This is a genomic window from Halostella limicola (assembly GCF_003675875.1).
GTDB classification, from domain to species: domain Archaea; phylum Halobacteriota; class Halobacteria; order Halobacteriales; family Natronoarchaeaceae; genus Halostella; species Halostella limicola.
Genome location: NZ_RCDI01000004.1, coordinates 191,641 through 216,095 on the forward strand (window position 1 = coordinate 191,641; position 24,455 = coordinate 216,095).

General features: G+C 61.0%; 27 protein-coding genes and 1 pseudogene. 10 read left to right on the plus strand and 18 right to left on the minus strand.

The features are described from left to right. Positions 1 to 1,777: 1,777 nt before the first annotated feature. From D8670_RS17915 to D8670_RS17950, 8 genes are all read right to left on the minus strand, one after another. Positions 1,778 to 2,896 (minus strand): aminotransferase class V-fold PLP-dependent enzyme, encoded by a 1,119-nt coding sequence (locus D8670_RS17915; protein WP_121819486.1) that lies wholly within the window; start codon positions 2,894 to 2,896, stop codon positions 1,778 to 1,780. Positions 2,897 to 2,913: 17 nt separating this feature from the next. Beyond that, positions 2,914 to 3,252: a thioredoxin family protein gene (locus tag D8670_RS17920; protein WP_193569437.1), complete on the minus strand. Its 339-nt coding sequence runs from the start codon at positions 3,250 to 3,252 to the stop codon at positions 2,914 to 2,916. Between the two features lie 117 nt (positions 3,253 to 3,369). After that, complete coding sequence (locus D8670_RS17925; RefSeq protein ID WP_121819487.1) at positions 3,370 to 3,996, minus strand: helical membrane plugin domain-containing protein; 627 nt, start codon at positions 3,994 to 3,996, stop codon at positions 3,370 to 3,372. Between the two features lie 2 nt (positions 3,997 to 3,998). After that, a complete protein-coding gene (locus D8670_RS17930) occupies positions 3,999 to 5,144 on the minus strand; it encodes an NAD(P)/FAD-dependent oxidoreductase (protein WP_121819488.1) in 1,146 nt (381 codons plus the stop codon). Continuing rightward, on the minus strand, positions 5,141 to 5,377 hold the full coding sequence (locus D8670_RS17935; RefSeq protein WP_121819711.1) for a sulfurtransferase TusA family protein: 237 nt from the start codon (positions 5,375 to 5,377) through the stop codon (positions 5,141 to 5,143). Before D8670_RS17935 ends, D8670_RS17930 begins: the two co-directional genes overlap by 4 nt. Before the next feature lie 187 nt (positions 5,378 to 5,564). Continuing rightward, complete coding sequence (locus tag D8670_RS17940; protein WP_121819489.1) at positions 5,565 to 6,815, minus strand: M20 family metallopeptidase; 1,251 nt, start codon at positions 6,813 to 6,815, stop codon at positions 5,565 to 5,567. After that, positions 6,812 to 8,164 carry an FAD-dependent oxidoreductase gene (locus D8670_RS17945; RefSeq protein WP_121819490.1) on the minus strand — a complete coding sequence of 451 codons (1,353 nt, stop codon included), beginning with the start codon at positions 8,162 to 8,164 and terminating at the stop codon, positions 6,812 to 6,814. The genes D8670_RS17940 and D8670_RS17945 overlap by 4 nt, the downstream gene beginning before the upstream one ends. 84 nt (positions 8,165 to 8,248) lie before the next feature. Continuing rightward, positions 8,249 to 9,574: a heme-copper oxidase family protein gene (locus tag D8670_RS17950; protein WP_205254113.1), complete on the minus strand. Its 1,326-nt coding sequence runs from the start codon at positions 9,572 to 9,574 to the stop codon at positions 8,249 to 8,251. Between the two features lie 61 nt (positions 9,575 to 9,635). Between D8670_RS17950 and D8670_RS17955 the strand changes: the two genes are divergently transcribed. After that, entirely contained in the window at positions 9,636 to 10,280 is a 645-nt protein-coding gene (locus D8670_RS17955; protein ID WP_121819491.1) for a helix-turn-helix domain-containing protein, read from the plus strand. 347 nt (positions 10,281 to 10,627) lie between these two features. On the opposite strand, the gene D8670_RS17960 is transcribed toward D8670_RS17955, so the two are convergent. From D8670_RS17960 to D8670_RS17990, 7 genes are all read right to left on the minus strand, one after another. Continuing rightward, positions 10,628 to 11,041, minus strand: coding sequence for a hypothetical protein (locus D8670_RS17960; RefSeq protein ID WP_121819492.1), 414 nt, complete (start codon positions 11,039 to 11,041; stop codon positions 10,628 to 10,630). Then, a complete protein-coding gene (locus D8670_RS17965; protein WP_121819493.1) occupies positions 11,038 to 11,445 on the minus strand; it encodes a hypothetical protein in 408 nt (135 codons plus the stop codon). The genes D8670_RS17960 and D8670_RS17965 overlap by 4 nt, the downstream gene beginning before the upstream one ends. After that, positions 11,442 to 11,795 (minus strand): DsbA family protein, encoded by a 354-nt coding sequence (locus D8670_RS17970; RefSeq protein ID WP_121819494.1) that lies wholly within the window; start codon positions 11,793 to 11,795, stop codon positions 11,442 to 11,444. The genes D8670_RS17965 and D8670_RS17970 overlap by 4 nt, the downstream gene beginning before the upstream one ends. Before the next feature lie 9 nt (positions 11,796 to 11,804). Continuing rightward, complete coding sequence (locus tag D8670_RS17975; protein ID WP_121819495.1) at positions 11,805 to 12,179, minus strand: thioredoxin domain-containing protein; 375 nt, start codon at positions 12,177 to 12,179, stop codon at positions 11,805 to 11,807. A gap of 78 nt (positions 12,180 to 12,257) precedes the next feature. Beyond that, positions 12,258 to 12,656, minus strand: a complete 399-nt coding sequence (locus D8670_RS17980) for a DUF7522 family protein (RefSeq protein WP_121819496.1) — start codon at positions 12,654 to 12,656, stop codon at positions 12,258 to 12,260. 7 nt (positions 12,657 to 12,663) lie between these two features. Beyond that, the gene (gene trxA / locus D8670_RS17985; protein ID WP_121819497.1) at positions 12,664 to 13,077 is read right to left on the minus strand and encodes a thioredoxin; all 414 of its coding nucleotides are present in this window, start codon (positions 13,075 to 13,077) and stop codon (positions 12,664 to 12,666) included. Between the two features lie 83 nt (positions 13,078 to 13,160). Then, entirely contained in the window at positions 13,161 to 13,580 is a 420-nt protein-coding gene (locus tag D8670_RS17990; RefSeq protein ID WP_162994351.1) for a Sta1 family transcriptional regulator, read from the minus strand. Positions 13,581 to 13,740: 160 nt separating this feature from the next. Between D8670_RS17990 and D8670_RS17995 the strand changes: the two genes are divergently transcribed. From D8670_RS17995 to D8670_RS18015, 5 genes are all read left to right on the plus strand, one after another. Further along, positions 13,741 to 14,166: a DUF302 domain-containing protein gene (locus D8670_RS17995; RefSeq protein WP_121819498.1), complete on the plus strand. Its 426-nt coding sequence runs from the start codon at positions 13,741 to 13,743 to the stop codon at positions 14,164 to 14,166. A 1-nt stretch (position 14,167) separates the two neighbouring features. Next, the gene (locus tag D8670_RS18000; RefSeq protein ID WP_121819499.1) at positions 14,168 to 14,728 is read left to right on the plus strand and encodes a class I SAM-dependent methyltransferase; all 561 of its coding nucleotides are present in this window, start codon (positions 14,168 to 14,170) and stop codon (positions 14,726 to 14,728) included. 409 nt (positions 14,729 to 15,137) lie between these two features. Further along, entirely contained in the window at positions 15,138 to 16,250 is a 1,113-nt protein-coding gene (locus D8670_RS18005) for an MBL fold metallo-hydrolase (protein ID WP_121819500.1), read from the plus strand. Positions 16,251 to 16,528: 278 nt separating this feature from the next. Next, entirely contained in the window at positions 16,529 to 17,230 is a 702-nt protein-coding gene (locus D8670_RS18010) for a DUF2270 domain-containing protein (protein ID WP_121819501.1), read from the plus strand. Positions 17,231 to 17,376: 146 nt separating this feature from the next. Further along, positions 17,377 to 17,766 carry a rhodanese-like domain-containing protein gene (locus D8670_RS18015; RefSeq protein WP_121819502.1) on the plus strand — a complete coding sequence of 130 codons (390 nt, stop codon included), beginning with the start codon at positions 17,377 to 17,379 and terminating at the stop codon, positions 17,764 to 17,766. A 488-nt stretch (positions 17,767 to 18,254) separates the two neighbouring features. Here D8670_RS18015 and D8670_RS18020 read toward each other — a convergent pair whose 3' ends face one another. Both D8670_RS18020 and D8670_RS18025 read right to left on the minus strand, forming a co-directional pair. Then, positions 18,255 to 18,722 (minus strand): DUF6691 family protein, encoded by a 468-nt coding sequence (locus D8670_RS18020; protein WP_193569438.1) that lies wholly within the window; start codon positions 18,720 to 18,722, stop codon positions 18,255 to 18,257. Then, positions 18,722 to 19,213 carry a YeeE/YedE family protein gene (locus D8670_RS18025; protein ID WP_121819503.1) on the minus strand — a complete coding sequence of 164 codons (492 nt, stop codon included), beginning with the start codon at positions 19,211 to 19,213 and terminating at the stop codon, positions 18,722 to 18,724. The genes D8670_RS18020 and D8670_RS18025 overlap by 1 nt, the downstream gene beginning before the upstream one ends. Before the next feature lie 471 nt (positions 19,214 to 19,684). Here D8670_RS18025 and D8670_RS18030 point away from each other — a divergent pair. The 3 genes and pseudogenes from D8670_RS18030 to D8670_RS18040 all read left to right on the plus strand — a co-directional run bounded on the left by D8670_RS18030 (position 19,685) and on the right by D8670_RS18040 (position 21,282). After that, positions 19,685 to 20,505, plus strand: a pseudogene (locus tag D8670_RS18030) (hypothetical protein). Between the two features lie 90 nt (positions 20,506 to 20,595). Further along, on the plus strand, positions 20,596 to 20,847 hold the full coding sequence (locus D8670_RS18035; protein WP_121819504.1) for an AbrB/MazE/SpoVT family DNA-binding domain-containing protein: 252 nt from the start codon (positions 20,596 to 20,598) through the stop codon (positions 20,845 to 20,847). Continuing rightward, on the plus strand, positions 20,848 to 21,282 hold the full coding sequence (locus D8670_RS18040) for a PIN domain-containing protein (protein ID WP_121819505.1): 435 nt from the start codon (positions 20,848 to 20,850) through the stop codon (positions 21,280 to 21,282). 703 nt (positions 21,283 to 21,985) lie between these two features. On the opposite strand, the gene D8670_RS18045 is transcribed toward D8670_RS18040, so the two are convergent. Next, positions 21,986 to 22,630, minus strand: a complete 645-nt coding sequence (locus D8670_RS18045; protein WP_121819715.1) for a helix-turn-helix domain-containing protein — start codon at positions 22,628 to 22,630, stop codon at positions 21,986 to 21,988. A 348-nt stretch (positions 22,631 to 22,978) separates the two neighbouring features. On the opposite strand from D8670_RS18045, the gene D8670_RS18050 reads away from it, so the two are divergent. After that, a complete protein-coding gene (locus tag D8670_RS18050; RefSeq protein WP_121819506.1) occupies positions 22,979 to 24,379 on the plus strand; it encodes an FAD-dependent oxidoreductase in 1,401 nt (466 codons plus the stop codon). The last annotated feature ends 76 nt before the right edge of the window (positions 24,380 to 24,455 follow it).

The window sequence follows — 24,455 nt, forward strand, 5'->3', positions numbered from 1 at the left end:
TGTGACGCTCAACGTGATGAAACTAATGACAATAATACTATATATGAAACTGTAAACGTATTATTGGGGATCGATAGCGAGTCTGCCTTCGAGAACATCTACCGGATCCTTGTGTAGACGGATATCGAGTGCGTTGCCGAGACAGATCCCCGTGACTGAGAAGGTAGTGAGTACCCAGACGAAGGGTGAGGTCTGAGAGATAGGGATAGTGCCAAGTTGCGGTTACACCCACCCATCCTGGTGGGCAAGGAGGAGTTCGAAAACGGTTTGTGTCTGGTGAAAATCAGGGCCTTTGAACACTTGGTGAGTCTCTCGATCCCAATCGGTGAAGCCGGCATCTTCTAACAGGAGGTGCTCTGAAATAACGCCGTTTGGAGCTGTTCTAACTCTTCATCTCCTAGATGAACCGCTTCGGGGGCCTTGATGACGTCTGCCAGCTTTTCACCATCTGTATCTAGCTCCCGATGAATGATATTCTGGTCTGCGTGTTCGGTCATTCTAGTTATACTATTTTGAACCAGCTCTATAGTAATCACAGGCTCCGCAAAAGTGGAAGTGGAGGGGTGAGATTGATACGGTATCTTCGGTGACGGCTGGCAAGGGTGACGATCGCTCGTCACAGTCGGGAAGTGAGCGATTAAGCGTGTCAGAGGTTCGCCTGTGGTCTCTCGAGGGCGCTCCGTATTTCCACACTCGGCGACACACGCCGCAAACAGACGGTTTACCGGGTGTGTGGGCGTTCGTGGAGACCGAGTGTGGGGCGTTTTTGAGTGCACAGTTCGAGCGCGAAGGCTCGGGTGCGAGACGCTCGCCGCGGCGATAACGGCTATTCAGGATGTTGGTCCGCTCGTCGCTACGGGATGGTGTCTCACTGAAGAACTGCAAATCGCCCGATGGCGGCCGTGTGTGAGACGGACGACGCTCAATGGAGAGGACCGATGGGATTTGGGTCGGTCAGCCATCGCCTCCGCGACCAGTCCGTTTTCGTCCCCTACAGGGACTGTAACTGCCGCTTTCGGACTGAATCTCGCTCGCTGCCCTCCGCGCTCGACGCGACGGCGGCGTCCACATCTGTTCCGGACTACCTAGAGAGGGTGTTCTTGCGGCCGAAAACGCCGATTGTGAAAATTCACGGCTCCCGCAAACGAGAGAAGAACTTCGTTGGTCGCTTCTCGTACGATGTGTCTGAGCGTGTAGTGGTTACCAGAGCAAACTCCAGCTGGTTGATTTCTCGACCTAGACAACTTCATATCGATTCCTGATCTTGAGACGCGTACGTTTTCTGCCGTCATCTTCGAGATCTCGTCGATGAATCCGAGGTCGCAGGGATAATCGTGTTACGCCGGTTTCTCTGGCATGTAACGCTTGATTTCGGTCGGAATGTCTTTCGCTAAGGATACGTCAAAGAACAAGTACGCGAATTGGGATAGACTACGGGATCACGGCAGGGTACCCTATTGATTGATGATCCAGGGGTAGTTCAAAGCGACGTCCGACCGGACCCCGGCGACCGAATCACGTCTATCTTCGGAGAAATGATGGAAGACTGACTCATGAAGTGACCTCTGTCAGAGAATTTGTGAATTTGTATGATTGAGAACTGCTACGTTTCTACTCCGTTCTCGGGCTTGAGGATCTGTAGAAAGCAGCAAATCAGATTAGGTCGTACAGTAGCGTATGATACGAGTATCACACAACGTCCCAGCGACGGACAATAGTAGTAACGCCCGCTTGTTTTAACCGGGCCGCTAGCCAATTGAGGCGAATCGTATCTGGGTCAGACCCATTCCGATTCGAGCGCGTCAATCAACCGATCGACCTCAGTCTGGGTGTTGACAGCATGGACCGACGCTCGGATCGCATTCGGGGTCGGCAGCGCACGGACGACGATTCCCTCCGAAGCGAGGCGTTCGACCGTCGCTTCAGGGTCATCGACGTCGATCGTCACGAGGCCCGATTCGGGCGTCATAGGGCTGTGGAGTCGTTCGTCGGGGACGCCGTCGGCCAGCAGCCCGGCTAATTGCTGGATCCGCTCCGCGATTCGATCGATCCCGACCTCGTCGATCGCATCTATCGCTTCGGCCAGGGCGACATGTGGGGCGGGGTTCGACGATCCGACTTCGAACCGCCGAGCGCCAGCCGCGAACTCGTAGGGGTTCGCTGTCGGCGTCTCGACGCTTCGGTAGCCGACCGTCCTGGGCGCGAGGGTTTCGGCGACGTCACGGTCGACGTACAGGAAGCCGCCGCCCCAAATCCCCATGAGCCACTTGTGGCCTGCCGCTGCAACGGCGTCCGCGTCCCACTCGGTGACGTCCATCGGCAGCTGTCCGGGCACCTGCACGGCGTCGACGAGCGCGAGCGCGCCGGCGTCGTGGGCGATGTCGACGAGTTCCGCGACGGGCAACCGAGTGCCATGGGTCCACGTCACCGCACTGAAACACGCCAGCTGTGCGCCGTCGACGGCGTCAGCGAACGTATCGGTGTCGATACGACCGTCCTCGGTTTCGACGACGCGAACCTTGATGCCTTCCCGTTCGAGGCGCTGCCACGGGAGCGTTCCGCCCGGGTGTTCGAGGTCTGTACGGACGACGGTATCACCGGGCTGCCAGTCGATCGCGTTCGCGACCGCGTTGATGCCTGCGGTCGTACTCTCGGTGAGCGCGATCTCGTCGGCGTCAGCGCCGACGAAATCGGCGACGCGCTCCCGAGCACGGTCGTACGCGTCGAACGCTTCGTCGTAAGGGTCGTTTCGAGCGCTCGTCTCGTACTCGTGTGAACGAACGAACTCGTCGGCGGTCTCGACGACGTACCGCGGACTCGGGCCGTGGGCGCCGAAGTTTAGGTAGACGTCCTCGTGCAGCGCGGGCGTGTCGGCGCGAAGTTCTGTGGGGTCCATCTTGATTCCTCCGGATGTTAGTCGCTGAACCGTACGATCAGGTCGCGGAGCGTCCCCTCGTCCTGTCCTCCCTGTAGCTGTTTCACCGGCTTTCCATCCGCGAACAGGACGAACGTCGGCGTGCTCTGGGCGCCGAACTCGATCGCAGTTTCGAGATTCGATTCGATGTCGATCGTCAGGATCGTCGCATCAGCGTCTTCCGCGAGTGCTTCGAGAACCGGCTTCATTCGTTTGCAGGTGCCACACCACTCCGTGTAGAACTCCACGAGCGCGACGCTGCTGTCTTCGACGACCGTTTCGAGGTCGTCGCCACCGAGCGAAATCACGCAGTCCGTCTCCGCTGTCTGTGTTGCCATTACGAGACTCTACGCACCGGATGTTTAATAGTCTTGGGACAATCACACAATACAATTTGGCTCGGTCACTCCCCCGTCTACATCGACTGGGAGAGTGGCCTGACCCGAAGATACCGGTTAGTGTGACTTCTCGGTGGATTGCGCACGGCCGAGCGCGCCCGCAAGCGCCAGCAGGTAGCCCAGCCCATACTGGACATCCGGATCACGTAATCCGCGAAGCAGGCCAACGGCCCCGACCTGCTCGGGGGAGCTCTGCTCCGCTTCACCGACGCTCTCCAGCAGCGTTTGGATGCCATCACGAGTATCGTCGTCCGCGGCCGTCTGCGCGACCTCGCCGACCGCAGCACTGGTACCGGCCAGTGACGTGACCATCTCGTCGTCGAGCGCCGCGGTCGCAAGCGACCCTACCTCCGCGAGTTCGGCCAGGTCGTCGAGCGTCCCGCTTTGCTGGAGCGCAAGCAACGTGTCAAGGGCCTCCCGCAGGTCGTCGCCGTTCTCCCCAATCGTTTCGGCCAGGGCCACGGTCTCGTCGGTCGCCAGGCCGTCGGCGGACTCGGCAAGCGTCGACCCAGTCGCCAAAATTTCGCGGACCATCTCGTCGTCAAGCGCGCTCTCGCCGAGCGAGAGCACGTCCAGTAGCTCGTTGACGGCGTCGAGGTGCTCCACGAACTCGGCGACCGCCTCGGGGTTCCGTTCAATCGCCGCCTCCAACTCGGACGGCTCAGGGTTCTGCGGTTCAGACATGGTCAGAGCAGTCCTCGTGCAGTCAGCCAGTAGGACTCGTTGTACGCCAGTTTCGACCAGTGGAGTTTCTCCGAGGGCGGCGCCGGCGACGGTGGATTCTCGTAGTCGAACTCGACGAACGACGCCGCGTCCATCCCCGTCTCAATGAAGCACAGCGTCTTCCCGTCGTAGGTCGCCGTCGCCGGGCGGCCGCGGATCTCGCTGGCGAGGCGCTGGCCGACGACGCCTGCCTGGTAGTGGGCGACGCTGCCTGCGTTCGGGACGCCGGTGTCGGCGGTGTCGCCGAGCGCGTATACGTTCTCGGCGGCCTCGGCTTCCAGCGTGTGCTTGTCGACGTCGACCCAGCCGTCGTCGCCGAGCCCGGCCTCCTCGATCAGGTCGACGCCGCCGTGGGGCGGAATCGTCACGAGGAGGTCGTAGTCGAGTTCCGTCCCCTCCATCGACGTGATAGTCTCAGCCTCGGGATCGATCGACTCGGCGTTGAAGAACGTCTCCACTTGGATGTCCCGTTCCTCCATGAGGGGGCGGGCCCACTCGGCGATGTGGGGGTTGCCGTGGACGCGCTGGATCGGATACGTGTACGTGATATCGACGGCCTCGCGGAGGCCGCGCTCGCGGAGCCAGTCGTCGGCCATGAAGACGAACTCGAGTGGCGCCGCCGGGCACATGTGCGGCGTCCCGATGACGCTCAACACGAGTTCGCCCTCGGTGAACTCCAAGAACTCATCGCGGAGATCGGTCGCGCCCGATTCGCTATAGAAGTTGTACCCGCCCTCCGCGAGGCCGGGAATCTGGTCAGGCTCAAGCGTCGACCCGGTCGCCAGCACGAGATAGTCGTAGCCGACCGGCGGGGCGCCGCCGCTGAACCGGAGCCGCTGGGACTCAGTATCGATCCCGGTCACGCGGTCGATTCGGAGATCGACGGCGTCGTCGACGAGGTCGTCGAGCGGGCGACGGCCGTCGTCGGGTTCGCGCTGGCCGAACGGCACGTACAGCCAGACCGGCTTGTAGACGTGCTCGGAGTCGTCGTTGACGAGCGTGACTCGGACGTCGCCGGCGTCGAGTTCGGGTTCGAGTCGGTCGGCGAGGTCGTTCGCGAGGACTGTGCCGCCGGTCCCGCCGCCAATGATGACGACGTGCTCGGTCATGCTTTCTCCACGTAGAACGCGTTGTAGTCGTCGAACTCTTCGACGGCGAGCAGTTCGTTGCCAGCCTTTTCGGCCCACTCCGGAACGTCGGTGAGCGACTGTTCGTTGTCGCTCAGGAGTCGGATCACATCGCCGGATTCGCTGCTCCGCACCGTTCCAATGAGGTCCATTAACGGACCCGGGCAGGCTGCACCTCTGGCGTCGACGGTCTCGTCGTGGTCGATGTCAGTCATGGGCATCTCACAGGAGTCAGTACGGTCTGGTTGGCATTAGTATTGTGCGACTATTCCAGGATTCTGAAAACTCGGTAGGTGGAGTGTGAGGAAGCGATACTGGGAAGTACGACGATCGAAGAAACCCACGACGACCAGGCGACCACTGAATCAATCAATCCGGTGAAACAACCGCGTCGGCGGACTGCTATTGGTCTATCTGGGACGCCCACACTGCGGGAAGCCGTGCGTAGATGACCGCGTTGTCGACGAGCACGTCGACCGGGACGTACTCGTCGGCAGCGTGGACGGTGTCGGTCCCGAGCGCGAACTCGACGGTCGGGATGCCCGCGTTCCGGAGCGCCTTGGCGTCGCCGCCACCGGTGGCACTCCTTCGGAAGACGCGCTCTCCTGTGACGTCCTCTGCCGTCGACGCGACAGCTTCGACGAGCGGGCTGTCAGGGGCTTCGGCGGTGCCGACGCTCCAGGAGACGTCGGCGATCGTGATGCCCTCGCAGTCGGCGACGCAATCCCGAATACCCGCGAGTACATCGGTCGTCTGGATACCCGCCGTCAGCCGCACGTCGACCTCGGCGCGGGCAGACTGCGGGACGCTGTTTATCGCGTCTCCGCCATCGAGGATGCCGAGATTGATCGAGGGGTACCAGAACAGATCGCGGGCAACATCCTCGTCCATCAACGAGGCGTAGTATTCGACCGACTCCTCGACGATCGGCTCCATGTCTGGGGCAATCTCGAGTCGCTTGGAGCCGAAACGTTCGCGCAAGATCTCGACGGCGGCGTAGAGACGGTCAATCGCGTTGACGCCGAGTACTGGCCGGGAGCCGTGGGCCCCCTCGCCACTGGCTTCGAGCGTCAGCCAGATGCTGCCTCGGTCAGCGATCGTCACGGAATGACGGCCTGCCTCGCAGGTCGGCTCGCCGATCACGCAGGCGTCCGCGTCGAGCTGTCCGGACTCCAGCAGCGCGGCCAAGCCGGCGTCGCCGCCTACTTCCTCGTCGCTCACGAAGGCGAACAGGAGATCGACAGGCGGATCAGCGTCAGTGGCCGCAAATGCCTGAATTGCGAACAGCATCGACGCCACGGCACCCTTCATGTCGGTCGCGCCGCGACCGTAAACCCGATCGCCGACGTACTCGCCGAGTGGGTCATGCGTCCACGCGTCGCCGTCGAACGGGACCGTATCGAGGTGACCGTTGTACAGCAGCGTTCGGTCAGACTCACCGGAGACCCGAACGAGGAGGTTCGGCTTCGCCGGATCGACTGCGAAGCGATCGACCTCGACCGGAAACGAATCGAGGAACCGCTCGATCTCGGCGACGACATCGCGCGTGTCACCGGGCGGATTCGATGTGTCGATCGCGAGGAGATCGAGAGCGAGCATCAACAGGTCCTCTCGATACTCTTGAACGTACTCGGGAGGAGTAGCGTCGCTCATGCGCGATCGAGTTTGCCATCGAGGACTTTCGCTGCCGTAAGGACTGGATCCCAGACGGGACTGAACGGCGGTGCGTAGGCCAGGTCGGCGTTTCGCAGCTCGGTTACCGTCATGCCCGCCGTGAGTGCCATCGCGATCGTGTCGATCCGCTTTGCACCCTCCTGACCGACGACCGTCCCGCCCAGCAGCCGGCCGAATTCCCGGTCGGCCACCAGCGTGACGGTGAGCTCTGCGCCATCGGGGTAGTAGTGGGCCCGTGTCGGTGCCGATATGGTTACTGAGACGGGGTCAAAGCCGGCGTCCCGTGCCCGTTCCTCGTCGAGGATGCCGGTTCGGGCGGCGCCGAGGTCGAACGCCTTGACGATGGCCGTTCCGGCGATTTCGCCGACCCGCTCCGGATCGCCGACGACGGTCTGGCCGATTGCGCGGCCGGCGCGGTTGGCGGTCAGCGCCAGCGGCACGTGGTCCGGCTCACCGGTCACGACGTGGCGTGCCTCCGCGCAGTCGCCCGCAGCGTAGATGTTCTCGTAGTTTGTCCGACCGTGCTCGTCGCTCGCGATGGCTCCGGTCTCACCCAACTCGATGCCGGCGTCCGCCGCTAAGTCGGTATTCGGTTCGACACCGACGCCGACGATGGCGACGTTGGCGGGATGGGACTCGTCGTCGAGCGTGACGCGCTCGACCGGGTCGGCACCCTCGAAGCCTGACACGGCGGTGTCGAGGTGCAGCTCGACTCCCTGCTCGCGGAGGTGGTCCTCGACGACCTCGGCCACCGCGTCACCGAACGGTTGGAGGACGTGCGGCAGCATCTCGTAGAGGTGGACGTCGACGCCCCGCGCCGACAGCGCCTCGGCCATCTCGATGCCGACGTACCCGCCGCCGATGATCGCTGCGGAGTCCGGCGAGTGTTCGGTGACGTAGTTCTCGATGGCATCGGCCTCGTCCATGTCGTGGATCGTGAACACGCCGTCGAGGCCGAGCCCGTCGAACGGCGGTTCGATGGCTCTCGCGCCCGTCGCGACGAGGAGATGGTCATAGGGCTGGTCGAACGTCTCGCCGTCTCCCTCGACGGTGACGGTTTCGGCCTCGGGGTCGATGCCGACGACCTCGTGGCCGGTCCGGAGGTCGACATCGCGCTCATCGCGGAACTCCTCGGGCGTCACGGCGACGAGGTCCTCCAGGTCCTTGACCTCGCCTTTGACGTAGTAAGGCATTCCGCAGGCGGCGTAGGACACCCACTCGCCCTTCTCGAAGACGACGACGTCCAGCTCCGGGTCCTCGCGCTTGGCCTTGCTCGCGGCACTCATCCCCGCGGCGTCACCGCCGACGACCACGAACGTGTCGCTCATATTTCGGCGTTGATGCGGTAGCGCCAAAAGTATTTCGCGGAATTCACAATATTGCTAGAGTCTCTTCGGTGGCCCAGAGCGACCTCACTCGGAGAGAGATTCCGTGGCAGGGCCAGTCACGGGAGCCCGCGGGATCAGTGCGGTCCATAGGTCGACAACGAGGAACGCCCAAGCGACGGCGATCAGCAGGTAGCCGACGAGCGCCAGCGGGTCCGCGAGACCCTCGAGTGGCGGCATCGCCGTGCCCCAGAGTGCGAGCATTCCGACGTTAACGCTTGCAATCTGAACCCATGACGGCCGGCCGACAGTCTCAACGCCCACATCCAGCAGGGAGACGACGTCCTGCGTCTCGTTCCCGAGGGAAACCACAACGGCGGGCAGGAACGCCATCGCTAGCTGGAGCATCCACCCGAACACCAGGCCGTCAATCGCCGCTAACTCGATTGCCGTCCCGGGAACGGTCTCCGGGAACAGCAACACGAGCGGCGCCCACGGGACCGGGAACGCCAGCCAGAGATACGCCCCGAGAACGAGCACGAGCCGCCGAGTCCGCGTCCGGTCACCGGCTCGGTACGTCCCGACGACGTTCGCCAGCAGCGCTACGGTTCCAATGACGTACACAGCCAGTCCGCCCATCGTGAGTTCGTGGCGCGCGAGCCACGGGCCGGCGACGAGTCCCGCCGCCCCAACAGTGACCCCCCAGTAGGTGACGCTACGGAGCCGCGGGTACCGGAGGTCGGCTCCGAACAGGTGCGGGATCGACGTGAGGAGTGCGCCGGCGGCGACGAGCGCGAGGAAGCCCCAGACGTTGGCGTGAACGTGTGCCTCGATCGAACCGAAGTACCCGCCGGGCCCGTGGAGATTCAACAGCATCCCGAACGCGGCGAGGATGCCGACGACCAGGAACCAGGGTGCGGTTCTGAAGAACTGAGTCCCTCGGTCGCCGGACGTACTCGTCCGGAAGACCGTCACCAGCAGCCCGCCGAGGGCCGTGAGGACGAGCGTTGCACCGACTGCAGCGGTCGTCGTGTCGCCGGTCGCCATCCCAATCAGGACGAGCGGGTATCCCGCGTTCAGTGTAAGCCACTGGAACCACCTGTTCCGGGTGGTCGCGGCCGTTGTCGCGGACGCAGAACCCGCGAGGGCCGGGAGGACGCCGAACAGCGACTGTGTCAGCCCCCCGATAGTAACGAAGTGGATCGTCAACCAACGGAGCCGCGGCAACGCGTCGATCGCTCCAAATTCGACACCCAGCTTTCCGATGACGGCCAGCAAGCCGACGGATAGATACAGACCGGCCATGAGAAGGAACGGGTTGTTTCGTGTTTGCATCGTTGTGAACACCTGCCTCAGAATTATCACCCGGTCCGTGTACCAGTTCGGACGAACCTGTCGGATGTATTCGAACATGTGAGCATAACTCAAACATGTCAGGGGGTAGTTCAAGGGATTCCAGTGACGATGTACCAGTATGCCCCGAGCCCAGCTCTCTATTTCCCTGCCGTCGGATGTCTGGATTCGCGATTTGTCGACGTCCTACGACGCCACAACGTTCGAAGTCGTGACAGCGCTTGCAGGCGAGGACGCAGGAATCGCACTCCTCCGGATCGAGAGTACCGATCTCCTCGACATCCTCGCGGACGTTCGGGGCCAACCGGACGTCGTTGACGCCGACTTGCTCTGGAAGCGCGAGCGGACTGCGCTCGTTCAAGTCGAAACGACGAGTCCACCGCTCCTCTTTCCTCTATGGCAGGCAGGCGTCCCCGTCGAGTTGCCGTTCACCGTACTTGCCGGACGCGCGACGTGGGAACTGACGACGTCGTCGGATCGACTGTCCGAACTCGGCGAGCACCTCGACGAGGCGGGCATCGAGTATGACATCGAGTCCGTCGTCGAAATCGGCTCTTCGGAAGCCGACCGGCTGCTGACACCTCGACAGCAAGAGGTGCTGGCCGTCGCGATCGACGAGGGGTACTACGCCGTTCCGCGCGAAGCGACGCTCACCGACGTTGCAGAGACGTTGGGCGTCTCGAAGTCGACGTGCAGCGACATCCTCCACCGCTGTGAGAGCAGCATCATCACCTGGTTCGCCGCAGAAGAGTTCACGCAGCCCTGACGAGTGCCGACCGATATGCGTCAGGGTTCGCTGTCGTCCTGCGCGCTACACGCACAGCCAGATGAGCGGACTCGATAGACGGCACCGAACACACCGACCGTTAGCGCGGTCACTACGATTCTGACGAGCCCACCACCGAGTGCAGCCGCCGTTCCCCCGGCAGCCGCGGCGCCGGCGCCGCGAAGAGACAGCAGAGACTCAACGCACCGCCAACACCGAGTAGTCGCCACGGCGGTGTCGACGCATCTTCCGTACTCGCCTCCGCGTCCGAACCAGCCATCGATTGGTCTCTCGTTCGCCTGATTGACCCAAGTGCGTTTGGGTCGTCGAGGCCGTCGGTCGCACTGTCAGCACACCTCGCAACGCCGGCGCTGGTAGACCAGGAGCGCGGCGAAGCACGCGACGCTCACGACACCCAGGATTGGGCGGAGCGGGTCGAAGTACGTCATGAGCGCCGACGAGCTGAACAGCGCGAGCAACACGGCGTTACAGATCGGACAGCCGAACGCCAGGAATCCGCCGACGATTCCACCGGCAGCGAATTGATCGCCAATGGGCTCCTCGGCTAGCGAGCGCTGGTAGACGAACGCGCCGGCGAAGGCGGCGGTCGCGACGAGGAACAGATAGTCCGCCGGGGTCCGAGAGACCATCCGCACGTAGACCGGGTTCGGCAGCAGGCCGGTCACCGCCCCGAACAGGACAAACACCCCGATGCTCACGCCGATACTCCGGATCAGACGGGGGCGCGGCAGCGCCGTCATGCACGCCCACCTCCGTCGAGCGAACACGTTCGTGGGTCGCCTGCGCGACCGAGGAAGAAGAGGAGTAGGGCGATTCCGCCAAGTCGAAGGAGGTTGCCGTCGAACGGCAGCGCCGCCATCGCACCGACGAAGCCCAGCGCGCCGAGCACGCCCGCACCACAGCTCGCACAGCCGGCGGCGAGCAGTCCGGGGAGCACGCCGACGATCGTCGACGCACTCCGGCGACGTGCGCGCTGGACTAGCGCGAGCGCGTTGCTCACCGCGATACCGGTCAGGACGACGTACGTGGCGACAATCACGACGGCGGTCACCAGTAACCGCGCGTCCGACGTGAGCGGATAGCCGAGCGTGTCGCAGAGGTCACGAATCCAGTCGCGACTCGTGGCGGCGCGGTTCCCGGTCACGCCTCCATCACCTTCTCGATCGCCTCGGCGAAGTTCTCGTAGGGGTCGGCGCCGACGAGCTTTCCGGCCGCCCCGGAGTCACGGTTGTAGAGTACGAACCCGGGCGTCCCCATGATTCTCGACTCCCGGGCCACGCCGACGTTCGGCTCGGTTCGCTCCCGGATCGACGCGCCGCGTTCCTCGCGGCAGGTCTCAACCGTGGAGCGGTCGATGCCAGCTGTCTGTTCGGTGACCGCCGCGAACGTCTCGTCGTCGGCCCAGTCCGTGCCGGAGTCGGGCTGTTCGGCGAAGGCCGCCGCGTGCCAGTTCCATAACGCGTCGGGGTCGCTGTCGGCGACCTGCGACCACACGCAATGCTCTCAGACCGCCGCCGGCATCGAGTACTCCCCGATGTTCGGGTAGGGTAGCACGGCCGGGCGCGCGTCGCCGGTGTCGAGGAACTTCCGGCCGAACTCTGGGAGCGTCTCCGTCTCGAACTGCTTGCAGAACGGGCACAGATAGTCCGTCCAGTAGTTGATGTCCACCGGCGCATCACGTTTGCCGGCGATGGGGCGGCCGTCGAGGTCGACGTCGAACCTGGTCGTCCCGGAACCAGCGTGCGTGGTGTCGGGGACGTAGTGCTGTCCGCTCGCACCAGATCGCGATCCGATGTAGGCGACACCACCACCGAACGCGAGCACCGCGCCGCCGGCGATGAGTGCTCTCCGCCGAGTGATAGTGTCCTCTTCGTCCATCTATATACAATACCACTTCGCATCGGCTGATAGACGTTGTGGTCCTAACTGAATTCCAAAATCGCCCTCTATGGGCACCTATACCGCGTTTTCGACTGTCTCAATTATCGAATACGGATCGTGTGTGTCATCATTCCGTACCACGACAACGAGCCCGGTCGTCTCCTCGACTGGTACGGTGATGGTGACCAACGTATCGTACACGCGAACGGTCGCATGCAGCGACTCCCCGTGGTACTCCTCGTAGACTGCAGTGCCGATCGCCTCCAACTGAATGTGCTCTAGAATCGCCCGGATATCCGACGCAGCGTACTGTGAGGACGCCGCCTCGTCTCGGTACAGGACATCGTACTCGCCATCCTCGTAGGACGCCAGGCCGACCAGCGTCTCACCGAGATCAGCCTTCAGTGTCGATTCGAGGGAGCCAGCGATATCCCCCAGTGAGCGGTCATCCGCGTCAGCAGACTCATCGGTCATCGTTGGTTCACGCGTGCGCTTCGATCACGGAGCGAAGCTGCGCTTCGTCCTGCATTCCGACGAGTCGTTCCGCCGGCTGGCCGTCAGCGAACAGGACGAGGGTCGGAACCCTCTGGACACCGTACTCTGCGGCGAGTTTTTGATTCGCGTCGATGTCGATCTTCGCTACGGTCGCATCGGTCTCGGCCGCTATCGTTTCGACGATTGGTTCGAGCATCTGGCACGGACCACACCAATCGGCATAGAAGTCGGCTAGCACGAGACCGTACTCGGCGACAGTTTCGGACAGCTCGGCGCCACCGTCGATATGGATCGGTTCGGACGGACTCTTCGGGGTGGACGCCTCAGCACCGCCCGTTCCAGCCTTATTTCGAAGCTCCGCCAGTTTCTGTCGGCGGATCTCCTCAATACCTTCAGCCATTAGGTGTCCGTTTGAACCACGTCGCCTTATGTATTTTACATGATACGCACAATACTGACCCGATGGGATTTGAACGATAGGGGTCAGTGACAGGACTCAATCGGCTGCTTCTCGCGATCCCCCGAGTCTCGGCTGTACCGGTCTTCGAACTCCTGAATAAGCTGTCCGATGGCTGCATACCAATCGTTGAGCAATCGCTGCATGTCGTGTGCAACTTCCTCGGATGTCCGCGAACGATACACGTAGTAGTACCCTCCGTGCTCGTAGTTTACTTGCTCCTGAACTACCACGCTGGCCTCAAGGAGCCGAGAAATCGAACGATACGCAGTCGAGCGTTCACAATCCATTCGATCTGCGACGTCGTCAACGATGAGACCCTCCTCTGCCTGTTGTAGCAGCTGAAAGACCATCTGATCCCGCTCGTTGAGCCCGTGAATGCAGCCCAGGAGGTCGAGGCACCCCAGGTCCCGCTCGAGGTCCTCACGCACTGACGTGGCCACCATATCCGAAGATAGGGTGGCAGAGACGATTAAAGCTGTTCTCGAATACTACAATACTCCGTTGGCCGAGCGGGTACTGGAGCGACCCTTTTCCCATGAAGCTACGCTTTCGCGGAAGAATACTCGAAGAGACTTTGTCCTGAATACCCAAGATAATACACGAATGACGCTCCCAATCGACCCGGAAGACATCGGCGAAGAACAAGCGACCCTCGGGATGAGCCACAAGGAAGCGATCGAACACGTCCGCGACGTGTTCACGGACGCCGGCTTCGGCGTCCCCGTCGAATTCTCCCCCTCCGAGATGCTCAACGAGAAGGTCGACGCGGGCCGCGATCCGTACTACGTGCTGGGTGCGTGCAACCCCGAGGTCGCCGAACGCGCTCTCGACGCAACCGACAACAAGCTTGGCGCTCTCATGGCCTGTAACGTTGTTATCTGGGAAGAGGAACCCGGTAAGCAGGTCGTCTATCACGTCTCCATCATGCGCATCGCCCGACTGGTCGGGATGGCGCCCGATAACGAGGAGATGGCAGACATCGTCGCCGATACCGGCGAACTCGTCGACGAGGCATTCGAGAACCTCTAACATGGGGTATCACACGTTCGACGTCGACCGCGCCGACAAGCTCGAGGACGCCCAGCAACGGTACCAGTTCCTCTCGGCAGAAGAACTCCTCTGGGCGCTATCGGCCGACGATGACAAGACAGTGGCGGACCTCGGGAGTGGGACCGGTTTCTATACCGACGATGTCGCACCGGCTGCCGACCACGTGTACGCGGTTGACATCCAGGATGCGATGCACGACTACTATCGCGAGAAGGGCGTCCCAGAGAACGTCGATCTCCTCACCACCGGGATGAGCGACCTCCCACTCGACGGAGACTCAATCGACGCTGCCTTCTCGACAATGACGTATCACGAATTCGATAGCGACGATGCACTCACCGAGATTCAGCGAGTACTAAAATCGGAGGGGCGCTTCGTCGTCGTGGACTGGGCTGCAACGGGAACTGGCGATGAAGGGCCACCGCTAGACGAGCGGTTCACGGCCACTGACGCGTCGGACGCACTACGAGAGTTTGGGTTCCCCGTCGAACACGAGGCCGTCCGGCCGGAGACGTTCCTCCTGATTGCAACGACCGCCTGAACTCCACGCGATCTGGAATTAAAACGTGCACAGCGTTTCGCTGTCGCTCGGACGCCATACTCGCGTTACCTCGCAGGATTGTCTTCTTCCTGATACTCGGAGTCGTCGGTGAGTAGCCCGAGTCCCCCACTGTTCGCGACGAGTACGACTGCGTCAAGGTCCGATTGTTTCGTCGGCCAAGAGATTCTCGACGTTCCCGACGACCTGTGCATGCTGGTTAGGGTCGGAGTGATGGAAGACCGCTTTCACACGAGTATCCCGCCCCATATGCAATAGCGGATTGCTCTTCGGTACGTGGCAATAGAACGGTTGAACCGCCCGAATAAAGCTATACACCCGAATTTCGTTGGTCAGAGTGGCCCCATGTCGCGTCAGACTTTTCAGTATGTGTTTCGTAGTATTTCTTGAGATGAGCAATACTAAATACGCCGATCACACGATGACGCCCGACGAAGTGGCGGATCGCCGTGAGGACGACGAGCTGTTCATCCTCGACGTCCGTAACAGGGACGACTACGAGGAGTGGCAGATCGACGGGAGTCACAACGTCCCCATCTACGACCAGCTCCTCGACGGGCACTTCACCGGGCTCGAGGCGTCCCTCGGCGAAATCCCGAAAGACAAGGAGATAGTTGTCGTATGCGTCGCCGGCATCACGTCGACAGATGCAGCTGAGTTCCTCCGCGAGCGTGACTACGACGCCAAGACGATGGATGACGGGATGAGCGGCTGGGGACGTGTCCACGTAACCTACGAGACCGACGTCGACGGCGTAATCCAGGTCGTCCGCCCCGGCACGGGCTGCATCTCGTACCTCGTCCACGACGACGGTGAGGGAATCATCGTCGATCCGAGCCTGTACGTCGACAAGTATCAGGAGGTTGCCGACGAGCACGACATCGACATCGTCGGTGCGCTCGACACTCACGCCCACGCCGACCACATCAGCGGTGGGCGGTCCATCGCCGACGAACTGGACGTCCCCTACTACCTCAACCCGATCGACGCCGGCGAACTCGACGAGTACGAGGGGATCGAAGATGGCGACACGATCACCGTCGGCGACCGCGACCTCGAAGTCCTCCACACGCCCGGCCACACGCCCGGAAGCATCTCACTCACGTGGGACGGCGCACTGCTGTCGGGCGATACGGTGTTTATCAACAGCGTCGGTCGACCAGACCTCGAAGGGAACGACGAGACAGACATCCGAGAGGGTGCCGAAGAGCTCTTCGATAGCCTCAACCGACTCGCTGAGCTGCCCGACGACACGGTCGTCCTGCCGGGTCACTTCAACGACGAAGATATCCGTCCGCTCGCGACATCGCTCGGTCATCTCGAAGAGGACAACGAGCTGTTCCGCATGGATGACCGCGAGGAGTTCGCCGACACCATCGTCGAGAGCCTTTCGGACGAACCCGCGAACTACAACCAGATCAAGGCCATCAACTGGGGCAAAGAGCCACTGACCGCTGACGCGTCGGACCTCGAACTGGGCCCCAACAACTGTGCTGCGAACTGACGACACGTCGACAGGTATCAGCTCGTTGTTCGGGCTGTAAAATTCCCCGACGTACGATTGTCAGGTCGGCAACAGTGAAGCTGGCTGGTCGCAATCTAATTGTTTTTGTTAAACATCATAGTAAGGCGGTCGCCCAGGAGTTTCTTCCCTCGATGGGACGACTGCTCGTCTAATTATGGTGGTCCCACCCCGTATTGGCTGTAGCACGTTCGACCGCTCGGCGACACCGCACGTCGAAATCGACGGATGATTAGCGGAAGCGACCATCGGCTATGCCAATGAGCGGTAGTTCGAGTAAGGACGTCGACCCCACTGATCCGGAGCAGCGGGAGGTCGGGCAAGGCCTCCTCGACGAAGAGATGGGGCCCAGCGGTTCGATGGCGCACCTGTACCGGAGTGAAAACAATCGGACGCAGCTCTGGCGTCAACGGCTGGATCGAACGACGAACTGGGCCGTCATCGTCATCGCTGCCATCCTGACGTGGTCGTTCTCGAATGAATCCAATCCACACTACGTGTTGCTTTTCGGTGTGGGTATCCTCGGAACGTTACTAGTAATCGAGGCGCGGCGGTACCGCGGCTACGACGTCTGGCGGTCACGGGTCCGAACGCTCCAGAGAAATGTTTGGGCGTACGGCCTCGACCCATCTCAGGGACTCGAAGAACAGGACTGGCGGGCCGAACTGAGTAGCGACTACCGGCAACCGCAACTCAGAATCACGATGGAGGAAGCCATCGCCCACCGACTCCGTCGTGTGTACCTCCCGTTGGTGACTATCATGTTGGGTGCCTGGGTCGTTCGCATTACTGCCTTCACGGACCTTCCCGTGCCCGCCAGCGCAGCGATCGGAGAGATGTCAGGTTTCCTCGTAATCGCCATCGTCGTCATCAGTTACGCAGTTCTCCTAGTCATCGCAGTTCGGCCCCGTACGTGGTATGCCGAGACGGAACTCAAGGACGAAGACCTCCGCCAGAGGTAAAACGGCTGTCTGAGCTCGTTTCGGAACCTCGTCTCTAGAGAGCCGCGGTACTAAGAATAGTCCCCGTCGTTACGCCATTTGTCCATTGAGTCTGGCATCTCCAGTCGAAGGCCAACGCTATAGTACCAGGGACAGTATTGTGAACCATGGGAAAAATCGGGCCGTCACAACTCGACGACCGCCACTCCGACAGGGACCTATTCGTCTTAGATATCCGTCCAGAGACGGACTACCAGCAAGGACACATTGAGGGGAGTTTCAATGCGCCGGTCTACGACGACTTACAGCGCGGGGACACCGATGCTCTCGAGGCCTATCTCGACGAGATTCCGACCGATAAGGACGTCGTTACCGTGTGCAAGGCAGGTATCGTGGCGCAGAAGGCGACGACCTATCTCCGAGACCAAGGATACGACGCAACGACACTAACCGGTGGATACACCGGCTGGCGACACTACGACCAGGGAACATTCGTCTATCGCGGCCTCTCGTTGCTGCGGCAGCTGACCCCCACCTCCATTACGTCCTCCCGATGACCGAAAGACAAATTGATATCGTGACGGCTGACAGACAGGACACGCTGTGACAATGGATCAGTCGTCTTCGCGAACTATCGACTCCTCTTCTGCACCGGTACGCTACGCAGAATGGCTCGTTATCGCGGCTGCGTTCCTGCACGGAGGACAGGATCTCATGCGTGGCGAGCCAGCAGCACTCGGTATCCCTGCCTGGCTGTTTGCCGGTGGCTTCTTCGGCTAAGCGATCCTTCTCGCGGCGGTCAACGATCGGACCCTCACACGCGCCGTCCTTACAGGTGGGGTGCCGCTCGGAATTGGCCTCTTTCATCTCATCGAGTCCCATCACGGAGGCTTCTTTATGCCCGTGACCTACGCGACGATCATCTTCGGTGGTGCAACAATCGCGTTGTACATCGAAGGACCGTACTCTGGATGGTCCTCATTCGGCGGTTAAGTTCGCCGCGGTCATCGAAGTGCCGAACGGAAGTCGTCTGAAACAATAGACGCTAGTCCCCTGTAGCTGGCGACTCCCGATCTGTTGAATCCCGACGGGCGCGCCAGAGTCCCTGCAGATAGGCACCGATGAACATTCCGGCGAGGCCCCAAAGGATCTCGTAGTTTCCGATGCCGAGACTCGCGTATCCTGCACCGGGACAGATACCCGAGAGCCCCCACCCAACGCCGAAGACGATGCCACCAACCACTACGTTTCGATCGTAGGACTTCTCGCGCTTGGCGTAGCGGTTCCCCGTCAGTGGAACTATCTCGAGGACTCCTGTTCCGAGGTGGATGGCGAATCCCATAACCAGCGCAGCACCACCCATCACGAAGAGCAGTCCGAGGTCCTCCAGTTGGAGAAAGTCCAGCACGATTTCCGGACGAGCCATTCTACTGTATGCTAGTCCAAACCCGTGGAGGAGTCCACCGACGATGATGACTAGCGTGAACAGCGGATGATGTGTAGTGGTACTCATCAGGGAGTCACCCCTAGTGCGGCAGCGATTAGCGCAGTGACGATTGCGACCCCGATGAACAGCAGGACGTTCACGATCGATGTTCGCGATAGCGACGCGATCCCAGACACACCGTGGCCCGACGTGCAGCCTTTGCCAATGCGGGTTCCAATCCCCACGGGGACGCCGCCGCCGAGCAGCCGCCACCACTGTACGTCTGTGACGAAGATACCGGGGGTGAAAACCAGCCCATAGAGCGCAGCGCCAGCGACGATACTGAGCGCGAAGACGACTCGCCAGTCGCGCGACCTGACGTATTTCTTACGCTGGAAGCGCGGAAGGTCGGAAACGTACGACAGCGTCGTCTCAAGGAGGGTACTGTTTCCCGCTATGATTCCAGTTCCCAGGTAGATCACTGCGATACCTAGGCCGACGAAGAGGCCGCCAACGAGATACTGAGTTATTCCCCGTGGAAACAACTCGGCCAAGAGCGATAGGAGCATGGCGTTCATGATTTGCAGTCACCCAAGAATGGATTCTCTTTACAGTCAGAGTCTATCGGATTCGGCGCACTCCCGATTAGTGCCTCCGGCTTCAACGGGCCGTGACCGTAGCGGGCACGCCAATCGGGTATAGCCATCAGAGAATCTAGTCGATTGTGTCGGATAAGCGTTCTAGCTGTCACCCCAATATACTACAATTTCGCAATGCGAGGTAAGCTCACATCGGGAGGAACAGCTACCTTCAGTCAGCAGCCATGGCGTCGCTGTCAGACGACGTCGTCCGGAGTTCCCGAATAGAGCTGAATATTCACGCCCCTGTACGCAGCTTTCGGAAGACAGCGACTGTTTTGATGGGATCAGATTCGTACACCGGTCAGACGCGGATAGTTAACCAACAGCCCGGGAATTAAAGCGGTACTGTTGGTTAAGTTTTTCTGCGCCCGCGGAGGGGCGGAGGCGCGTTCTGACCTCCGTCGAATAATGACTGAACCCCATCTCACGACGGTCCTCGAGGAAGCCGAGCACGTTGCCGAGCAGCACGACCAGGTCGCTCGAACGACAGAGAACCAAGCCCACAAGTACCTCCGATACGCCGTCTTCCGGGTGCTCGAAGGCGAGGCGGACCTTCTCCCGGCGGACTGGACGCCGATCGACGGCGTGACCGTCGGCTACGGGCGCGACGAGGCAATGTTCGATAGCTGGGGCTCCAGCGAAGACTGGTTGGAGACCGTCCCGCCGCAAGAAGCGTGTACACGCTTCCGGGTGTTCTTCCCGGACGACCACCAGACGGTTCCCCGTGACATCGTCGATGTGATGGCCGCGCTCGGTGCCTGGCGCGTCTGGACAGGGAGCGCAGCTACGTGCGGCTCCTACGACCATCGCGAGCGCCGCGAGGTCCACTACCTGTGGCCGGAAGGCCATCCGGTGGAGGAAGTGCTCCACGAGCGGCTCAGTGGTCCTGCGGAAGCCGTCGCTCCGGACGGTGGCCGAACGGGCGACGTTCGCGACCGGCTGGTCGTCAACGAGAACGCACAGTCGCAGAACGATCTCGAGCCCCGCACGAAGCGTGCCGTCGCCGAAGCGATGGACGTCTCACTCCTCTCGAAGGTGGCCGCTACGAGGTGCATTCCGCGTCCGGCAACCGGTACGAAGTCGACGTCATCGACGAATCGTGTACCTGTCCCGACTGGCAGCAGCGCTCACCCGAAGGCGGCTGCAAGCACCTGCGTCGCGTCGATCACGAGATCAAGTGCGGGCGTGTTCCGAGACCCGACGGACGGCTCCCAACGACCTTCGAGTAGCTCTTGACCTCTTCCTGAATATTTCTCTTGTAGCACTAAGTAGTGTGACGGCACACTAGACTTTTCACGGCCGATCACCTATCTGGAGATATGAGCAGCGACAGAATCGACGCCGAAAGCAAGGTGTCGGGGAATCAAGCAAACATCCCCGCCCGAATACGGCGTGAACTCGATATCGACGACGGTGATCAACTCCGTTGGCATCTCGAAGAGGACGGGAGTGTCCGTGTACAGGTTATTCAACAGCAAACGGGCACGTTCGCGAACTTCGACGGCTACGCTGGTGAGGAGCCGACCGATGTGACCAGCGAGCATGACGACTGGGGCGTCGACATCGAGTAGATGCCCCGCGCACTCATCGGTACGACAGTCCTCTTTGCAGCCACATATCAGCGGGATAGTTCGCACGATGCCGCGCTCCCAGTGCTTCGGGGAATCGACGATGGAACACTTCCGGAGGCAGTCGTCCTCGACTACGTTCTCGCAGAAACGCTCAACGGCCTCACGACCCACGCCGGCCATGATGCAGCCGTCGATCTCCTCGATCGCATCGAAGAAAACGCCCGCTTCCACATCGACTCACTCAACACCGACGCCCTCGCAACAGGGAAAGCCCTTTTCCGTCAACACGAATCCCTCTCCTTCGTCGATGCCTGCATTGTCGCGTATATGCAAACCGAGGGACTCGGCTATCTGTATGCGTTCGATGATGACTTCGACGCGGCCAAGGATGTCTACCGGCTCGACACAGCAACGAATCCCTACAACCCAAACTAACGCCCACAGCGGATACGTTTAGTGTCGAAGTTCGGTCTCAGAATAACCCCACCTCGTAGTTTCCGGGTCGCTGTGAACTCCGTCAGCTCCACCTCTCGTGCTGCTTCACGGATGCGCTCGTCGACGACAATCTCGGCGGTAATGGCGAGCAGATCGCCGACTATGAGTTTAATGGGGAGTTTCAAACAATGCATCCTTCAGCTCCCGATGGGCTCGAAGTTGCAGGCTCAGAATTGCAGGTTGGCGAAAACGAGGCTGTTGTCAGAGGGAAGTAGAGAATACGTGATGACGCCGTCGATTATGTAGAGGCAATCGGCAGATCTATGATGGGAACGGCGTTGTCCTTGACGATGCATAGACAAATGTACCGGATCTCCCAGCTGGTGAGACTTGGTCATTCGAAGTCTCGTGGCGAGGCCGTGACCGTATTAGCGAAGCAGCAGATCACACGACGATCATCAGAGAATAAAGAATAATCACCAGTTCACCTGTCGTGACTGACTGGCTATGGAACGCCGTTCCGCGGAGAGTGCCTCTGAGGATGTGTGTTCACCAAACCTGAAAGGTGCTAGTAGTACACCTCCTGCGATCCAGTAGATGAGTCTCGCGCTTCTCCCGAGCAGACCGTTTCCGGACGCTTGGGACGAGAGACAACTTCAGTACGGAGAGCAAAGCGGGGAACCGAAAGCAACTGAGCGAGGACTCACTCTTTGGCGGTTAGTTGCTGGGAGAGAACATTCCGTTCGGCCCGCTGGAGATGTTCCGAAACCGTTCCTCCATCGATGCCCAGGGCGGATGCGACATCATCGATCGTCGCCTCGCGTGGCACGGCATAGAACCCTAGCTCGTAGGCCGTCTGCAACACCTCCAGTTGTCGGTCTGTCAGTGCTTCTAACGTCTGTTCGCCGCCCTCGTAATCGCCGAGTCGGTGGAGTTCCGGCACGACACCCGCCTCCTCAAAGTTCCGGAGGACGTTCCGAATAGTCTCCTGAGACCCCACCAGCGAGAGCAACAACCCGCGGTCAACAACGGTTGGATCACACATCCCGATGAGGTCCGCGTGGTCGATGGCGGCCTCCTCGGGCAGTTCGAGTGCTTCCACTTCGATGACGTACACGTACGAGCCCTCCCCGGCGCTGACCAATTCCCAGTCGTTGACACAGTCAAACTCGTCGAGTTGCGTCTCGTCTAGTCGCGTCTCGACCTCGATCTGGGGCACGCTCTGCGTCCCCTCGTCCTCCAGTAACTCGACCGACTTCAGCCCCGCTTCCCGACACAGTGAGACAAGGCCACCGTACCCGATAGCCGCTAACTCGTCGTCAGAGAGGTTGATGATGGCCTCACGCATACCGCACAATACGGCCGCCTCCAGTAAAAACCGTGTCCAAAACCGGACGGACATGCCCATCGCCCATAGCCTCACAGTGCCCTCCTAATAAATGCCCCCTAGATGCTAGGCGGAATCTCCTGGCACTCCCGGTGAATTGTACGAAGTGAGGCAAACCCATGTGCCAATGTACCTGTCCGCAAACGGCGGCGAGCCACGAAGAACAATCGACCAGTGGATGCCAGTGCAACCAATCCAAATCGAGCAAAAGTACGACGAACTCGACCTGTCGCTGCCAGTGTTGTCAATGATGAATCCAGTGACGACCAACCGACTTCGGTCAGCCCAGACGCTGAACCGGGGGGCAGCATGACGCTGGCAACGGTCGATCGATATGATTCGGCTGGAACGCCGTCCATTGAGGGCCGCGCAGTTGTCGTCGGCGGGAGCATCGCAGGACTCTGTGCCGCAAGAGTGCTCGCTGACGTGTTCAAGGAGGTCGTCGTGCTCGAACGGGATGCGCTACCAGATGAGCCGGTCGCTCGTACAGGCGCACCTCAGACCAGCCATCCTCACGCGCTGCTTGAAGCCGGCCGCGCAACCATGGAGGACCTATTCTCCGGATTCGGCGAGGAAATCCTCGCGGCGGGCGGTCTGTTGATCGACTCTGGCTCCGACATGGCATACTACGACCAGGGCGGATACGTCGCCGACACTACGGCACGACTCCCGACGTACTGTGCGAGTCGTGCGCTCTTCGAGTACGTCGTCCGCAAGCAGGTCCAAGCCCTAGACGGTGTCCGCATCAAGGACGACACTCACATGACAGGGTATCTCACGGACGAGGAAGCAACGGCAGTCACCGGTGTTGCGTTCCGCAACACCGACGGCGCCGAACGACAGCTGCCCGCTGCTCTCACCGTTGATGCGACCGGACGGACGAGCAGGACCCCCCAGTGGCTCAGCGACCACGGGTACGAGGCTCCACCAGTCGATGAAGTGCACGTGGACGTGACCTACAGCACGATTCGCATCGAACGGCCGCCCGACGATCGCCGCGTATTCTTCGTGCCGCCGTCGTCGCCTCGGACGAGGGGGAGTGCAATCATTCCCATTGAGGACGATCAGTGGGAAGTCATCATCCAAGGCGTTCACGGCGATACCGCACCAACCGAACCGGGGTCCTTCACGAAATTCGTGGACAGTCTTCCAGTCGCAGAGCCTGGTCAACTGGTGACAGAGCAATCGTGGCGGAGCGATACGATCGATCACTATCCGTATCCGTCGAGTCGCCGGCATCGGTACGAGACCCTCGATCGGTTTCCAGAGGGGTTAGTGGTGACTGGGGACGCGATTGCGAGCTTCAATCCCATCTACGGACAGGGGATGTCAGTAGCAGCGCTGGATGCGGTAGAACTTCACCACGCCCTCAAACCCGGGATTGACGGTGTCGCTAGCCGGTTTTTCGACCGCGCGGCGACTGTCGTCGATGCAGTGTGGCGGATGGCTGTCGGCGCCGACTTCGGATTCCCGCAGACAACAGGCCCCAAGCCGAGGGGCGCCGATTTGTCGAACTGGTACTTCGAGCGGTTGCTTCGGCGATCCCACACTGATCCGACCCTGAGTGAGGCGTTCATGCGGGTGATGCGGCTTGAGCAACCGCCGGCCACACTACTGAAGCCGGGTATTGCACGGCGAGTGCTCCAGCCTACGCCAGGGACGTCCGAGTTGATGCCCCGTCTCAAGACGCTGGCAGGACGAGGGATATAGTTCTGTGAGGGCAACCGTCAACCGCAGGTGGTCGCTCTCGTCTCCACTGATGTAGATTACGTCAACCCCGACGCCC